This is a genomic window from Mycobacterium sp., from assembly GCF_052144515.1.
Classification (GTDB): domain Bacteria; phylum Actinomycetota; class Actinomycetes; order Mycobacteriales; family Mycobacteriaceae; genus Mycobacterium.
The window spans coordinates 1-4,595 of record NZ_JBKQQD010000098.1; the positions used below are offsets into that span (position 1 = coordinate 1).

The 4,595-nt window shown below is 65.3% G+C and carries 4 protein-coding genes; 3 read left to right on the forward strand and 1 reads right to left on the reverse strand.

What is annotated here, in order from left to right:
* Nucleotides 1-1,763, forward strand: a 1,763-nt coding sequence (locus tag ACLP9N_RS05490; protein WP_442406433.1) for a fumarate reductase/succinate dehydrogenase flavoprotein subunit, incomplete at its 5' end; no start/stop codon positions are given.
* Between the two features lie 270 nt (nucleotides 1,764-2,033).
* On the opposite strand, the gene ACLP9N_RS05495 is transcribed toward ACLP9N_RS05490, so the two are convergent.
* Complete coding sequence (locus ACLP9N_RS05495; protein ID WP_442406434.1) at nucleotides 2,034-2,426, reverse strand: DUF5313 domain-containing protein; 393 nt, start codon at nucleotides 2,424-2,426, stop codon at nucleotides 2,034-2,036.
* 553 nt (nucleotides 2,427-2,979) lie between these two features.
* Between ACLP9N_RS05495 and ACLP9N_RS05500 the strand changes: the two genes are divergently transcribed.
* Nucleotides 2,980-3,582, forward strand: a complete 603-nt coding sequence (locus ACLP9N_RS05500) for a recombinase family protein (RefSeq protein ID WP_442406436.1) — start codon at nucleotides 2,980-2,982, stop codon at nucleotides 3,580-3,582.
* Nucleotides 3,579-4,397: an abortive infection family protein gene (locus tag ACLP9N_RS05505; RefSeq protein ID WP_442406435.1), complete on the forward strand. Its 819-nt coding sequence runs from the start codon at nucleotides 3,579-3,581 to the stop codon at nucleotides 4,395-4,397. Before ACLP9N_RS05500 ends, ACLP9N_RS05505 begins: the two co-directional genes overlap by 4 nt.
* Nucleotides 4,398-4,595 lie beyond the last annotated feature (198 nt).

A 4,595-nucleotide genomic window follows, 5' to 3' on the forward strand; every position in this document is an offset into this window, starting at 1 on the left:
GCGGCTGCGCGGCGGCGATGGGTAACACCAACCCGAAGGACAACTGGACGACCCACTTCGGCGACACGATGCGCGGTGGGAAGTTCCTGAACAACTGGCGGATGGCCGAACTGCACGCCAAGGAGGCGCCCGACCGGGTGTGGGAGCTGGAAACCTACGGCGCGCTGTTCGACCGCACCAACGACGGCCGGATCAGCCAGCGCAACTTCGGCGGGCACACCTACCCGCGGCTGGCGCACGTCGGTGACCGCACCGGGCTTGAGCTGATCCGCACCATGCAGCAGAAGATCGTCTCGCTGCAGCAGCACGACCACGCCGAGCTCGGCGACTACCAGGCCCGCATCAAGGTGTTCCACGAATGCACCATCACCGAACTCATCAAGGACGGCGAGCGCATCGCCGGGGCGTTCGGATACTGGCGCGAATCCGGGCGATTCATCCTCTTCGATGCCCCCGCCGTGGTGCTAGCCACCGGCGGTATCGGCAAGTCCTACAAGGTCACCTCCAATTCCTGGGAGTACACCGGCGACGGGCATGCGCTGGCGTTGCGCGCCGGCGGCACGCTGATCAACATGGAGTTCGTCCAGTTCCACCCGACCGGCATGGTGTGGCCACCCAGCGTGAAAGGCATCCTGGTCACCGAGGGCGTGCGCGGCGACGGCGGCGTGCTGAAGAACTCCGAGGGCACCCGGTTCATGTTCGGTTATATCCCGCCGGTGTTCAAAGGCCAGTACGCCGAGACCGAAGCAGAAGCCGACGCCTGGCTCTACGACAACGACAACAACCGGCGCACGCCGGACCTGCTGCCCCGCGACGAGGTCGCCCGCGCGATCAACTCCGAGGTCAAGGCGGGCCGCGGCACCCCGCATGGCGGGGTGTATTTGGACATCGCATCGCGTCGATCGACCGAAGACATCCTCAAGCTGCTGCCCTCGATGTATCACCAGTTCATGGAGCTGGCCGAGGTGGACATCACCAAGGAGCCCATGGAGGTCGGGCCGACCTGCCACTACGTGATGGGCGGCATCGAGGTGAACCCCGACACCGGCGCGGCGACGGTGCCCGGGCTGTTCGCCGCCGGTGAATGCTCGGGCGGCATGCACGGCTCCAACCGGCTGGGCGGCAACTCGCTGTCGGACCTGATCGTGTTCGGTCGGCGCGCGGGCCTGGGGGCCGCCGACTACGTCGGCGCCCTGAGCCAGCGGCCGTCGGTGTCACCGGAGGCCGTCGACGCCGCCGCCAAGCTCGCGGTGGCCCCATTCACGGGCCCGAAAGACGGTGAGGCTGCCGAGAACCCGTACAAGGTGCACACCGATCTGCAAGACACGATGAACGACCTGGTGGGCATCATCCGCAACGCCGGCGAGATCACTAAGGCGCTGAGCCGGTTAGACGAGCTGCGGGCCCGGTTCGCCAACGTCGTCGCGGAGGGCCACCGGCAGTTCAACCCGGGCTGGCATCTCGCGATCGACCTGCGCAACATGCTCCTGGTCAGCGAATGCATCGCCAAGGCCGCACTTGCGCGCACCGAGAGCCGTGGCGGCCACACCCGCGAGGACCATCCATCGATGGACCCGAACTGGCGCAAGACCCTGCTGGTATGCCGCGCACAAGGCGGCGATCCGGTCGTTCCCGACGTCAGTATCACCCGAGAGCCGCAAGTACCGGTGCGGCCCGACCTGTTGGAGCTGTTCGAGATCAGTGAGCTCGAGAAGTACTTCACCGACGCAGAGCTGGCCGCCCACCCAGGGCGGAGAACATAGATCGCGCAGGTCGATGTGGCGCGAGTTCGGCAAGGGCATCGAGTACTTCCGATGCCGGGACACCTGCTGTGATCTGCGACCACGACGGTGATTGGGTCGGTCTATGTCGAGTATGAGGCGCAGCGCGTATGGCTGAAAATCTCATTGCCCAACCGAATTAACCAAGAATTCACGACCGTTACCGCTACTACCCGCAATGTCACCCGACAGGCGCTGCGCGGGCTGCTGGCGGCAACGGACAAGGTTCAGAATCAGGTCGTTCGAACGTGGTTACGGCCGAGGGCCGTAGCGTTCGATGTAGGCACGGTGGATGGGCGCGTCGCGCATGCGCTTGTATTCGTCGGCGAGATCGGGGTCAAGACCATGATCACTCAGCCGGTGGCGGCGCCACACCTTATTCAGCGCGTGCGTGAACATGACATACGGCAGGAAAATCGGCAGCGTCATACTGGCGTGTACGTACAGCGTTGTCGGGATCAGCCAAAACGGGGCCAGCACCAAAAGGGCGGGAATGGCCCATCGGATCATCGTACGGATCGTCGCACCCTTGCCCCCAAGGTCGTTGCGCACCCAGTCGTGCATCGAGTCGGGCAGGACCCGCCCGTAGCAATAGGCGACGTACTGAAGGACGTTCGGCCGAAGGCGTCCTGTGTCGTTGCTCATTGGTGACTCCTGCGGTCGGGGTGATGGTGTCGGCCCGGGAGAGTCCCCCGAGATGGACGCGTTGATCGGTACTTGCGAATGTTAACAACCAGAGATTTACCTCGTCAGGTCGCGACCGCACTCAGAGCGGCTGTCGCAGCTGCTAGCGCGTTTTAATCTCACACCCCGGCGGCATTCGCACAGCTTGCCGTCGATAACGCCTCGCTGGTCAGGTCGGCTCGCCGTTGAGGCGGTGCACGGCGCGGGCGGTGTAGGTGGTCTTCACGGCGCCGCCGGGGGTGGTTTCGACTTTCATGATCGCGTCGATGCGCACTCGCGATCGCCCGCCAGCGGCCCAAGGGTTTTCATCCAGTCCCGCGCCGTCGGTGTCGCGGACCGCTTGAGAACTGGAGCAATATCCAAACTGACTGTCCGTTTGGGGAACCTCCAACGGCATGCCCGGAACGACCGACCAGGACCCGGCCGGACTGGAGTGCCGACGTCCCGTAAGACTGGTTCGGTCATCGTTCCCGATGAAGGGGGGCTAACCGGCATACTGGTTTGCGTGACTGAGCTGAAGATCGGCTACGCGCGAGTATCGACGGTCGATCAAGATCTCACGGTGCAGCGGGAGGCGCTCTCGGCGCTCGGCGTCGACCCGAAGCGGATCTATGTCGACCACGGCCTGACCGGCACGAACCGAGACCGACCCGGATTGCGCCAAGCGCTCGCCGCCTGCCGCAGCGGCGACACGCTCGTCGTGACAAAGCTCGACCGCCTCGCCCGGTCCGTTCCCGACGCACGTGACATCGTTGACGAACTCACCGCCGGCGGCGTGCGTCTCAACATCGGTGGCTCGGTGCACGACCCGACAGACCCGATCGGCCGGCTGTTGTTCACGACCCTCAGCATGATCGCTGAATTTGAAGCCGACCTTGCTCGGGCCCGGACTCGGGAGGGCATGGCCGTCGCCCGGGCCAAAGGGCGGTTGCGTGGCAAGCAGCCCAAGCTCACCCCGCGGCAGGAGGCGCACCTCGTCGAGCTCTACCGCGCCGGCGAGCACACCATCGGCGAGCTCGAGGAGCTGTTCCCGGTCACCCGCTCGACCATCTACCGTGCCGTCGCGCGCGCGGGCGGGCGAGCGATGGGGAGGGCAACACAGAGCCCAACGCGATGACCGATCTCGTAGGACGTACCACGCGCGGCGTCTTCCGCGACTTGATGACCGACAGCACGGTCGGCGCGATCAGCACTGCATTCCAGGACGAAGGCTTCGCGCCCGACCCTGACTGCCGCTACGAAGACAGCAGCGTGCGTCGCCAGACGACGCAGTCCTACCTGGATGCGGTCGACTGGACCGACCCGCGACAGGTCGGTCGATTTCTCCGGGTCGCCGAACGGTTGCTCAATGGCTGGGAGCCGCAGTCCCTGAGCCACTTTCGCCAATCGCTACGCCGCGACGGCTACCAGGTCGACGAGCAGACCGGCCAGATCACGCCAGTGGGGCCGCAGCTGTCGATCGAGTCCATCGCGAGGCTCGCGGACCCGTCGGCCATCCGCGAGGGCTTTGAGCGCATCAGGCGCGCGATCGGCGATGATCCCGCGCTCGCGGTCGGCAGCGCCAAGGAACTGATCGAAAGCACCGCCAAGGTCGTTCTCACCGAACGCGGCCAGCCGTTCGACGACAAATCCGACCTACCCAAACTGGCTCGTGCAGCACAGCTTTCGCTCGGGCTCGACCCCTCGACCGGATCCGGGCCGGACGGCAGCGATGGCGTCAGGCGCATCCTCGGTGCGGTCACAACCATCGCCAATGGACTCGCCGAGTTGCGCAATCGCGGGCTGGGCACCGGGCACGGTCCGGCAACTGCACGCGTTGGTCTCGGCAGCCGGCACGCGCACCTCGCGGTCAACGCGGCACTCACCTGGTGCCAGCTAATGCTCGACACCCTCGCCGACCCCGAAGCGCCCTGGCGCAAAGGTCACTCGTAAGCCGCGGCTAAAGCTGAAGCTAAACGAAGGTCACGAAAACAACCAGATTCGTTCCGTTGCTAAGCCGACCCCGTGTTCGGCGGCGGTGTAGGCGATGATGACGGTGACCGCTGTCGCGGTGTCGTTGGCCTTCTTGTAGATCTCGACCTGGTTCTGCAGGTTTCGTTTGAGCTGGCGATTGCTGGCTAGCTTGAACTC

Bases quoted from the DNA above. Each gene is read 5' to 3' on its own strand.
- ACLP9N_RS05505 (WP_442406435.1), top strand. From the start codon at position 3,579: ATGACCGATCTCGTAGGACGTACCACGCGCGGCGTCTTCCGCGACTTG.
- ACLP9N_RS05495 (WP_442406434.1), bottom strand. From the start codon at position 2,426: ATGAGCAACGACACAGGACGCCTTCGGCCGAACGTCCTTCAGTACGTC.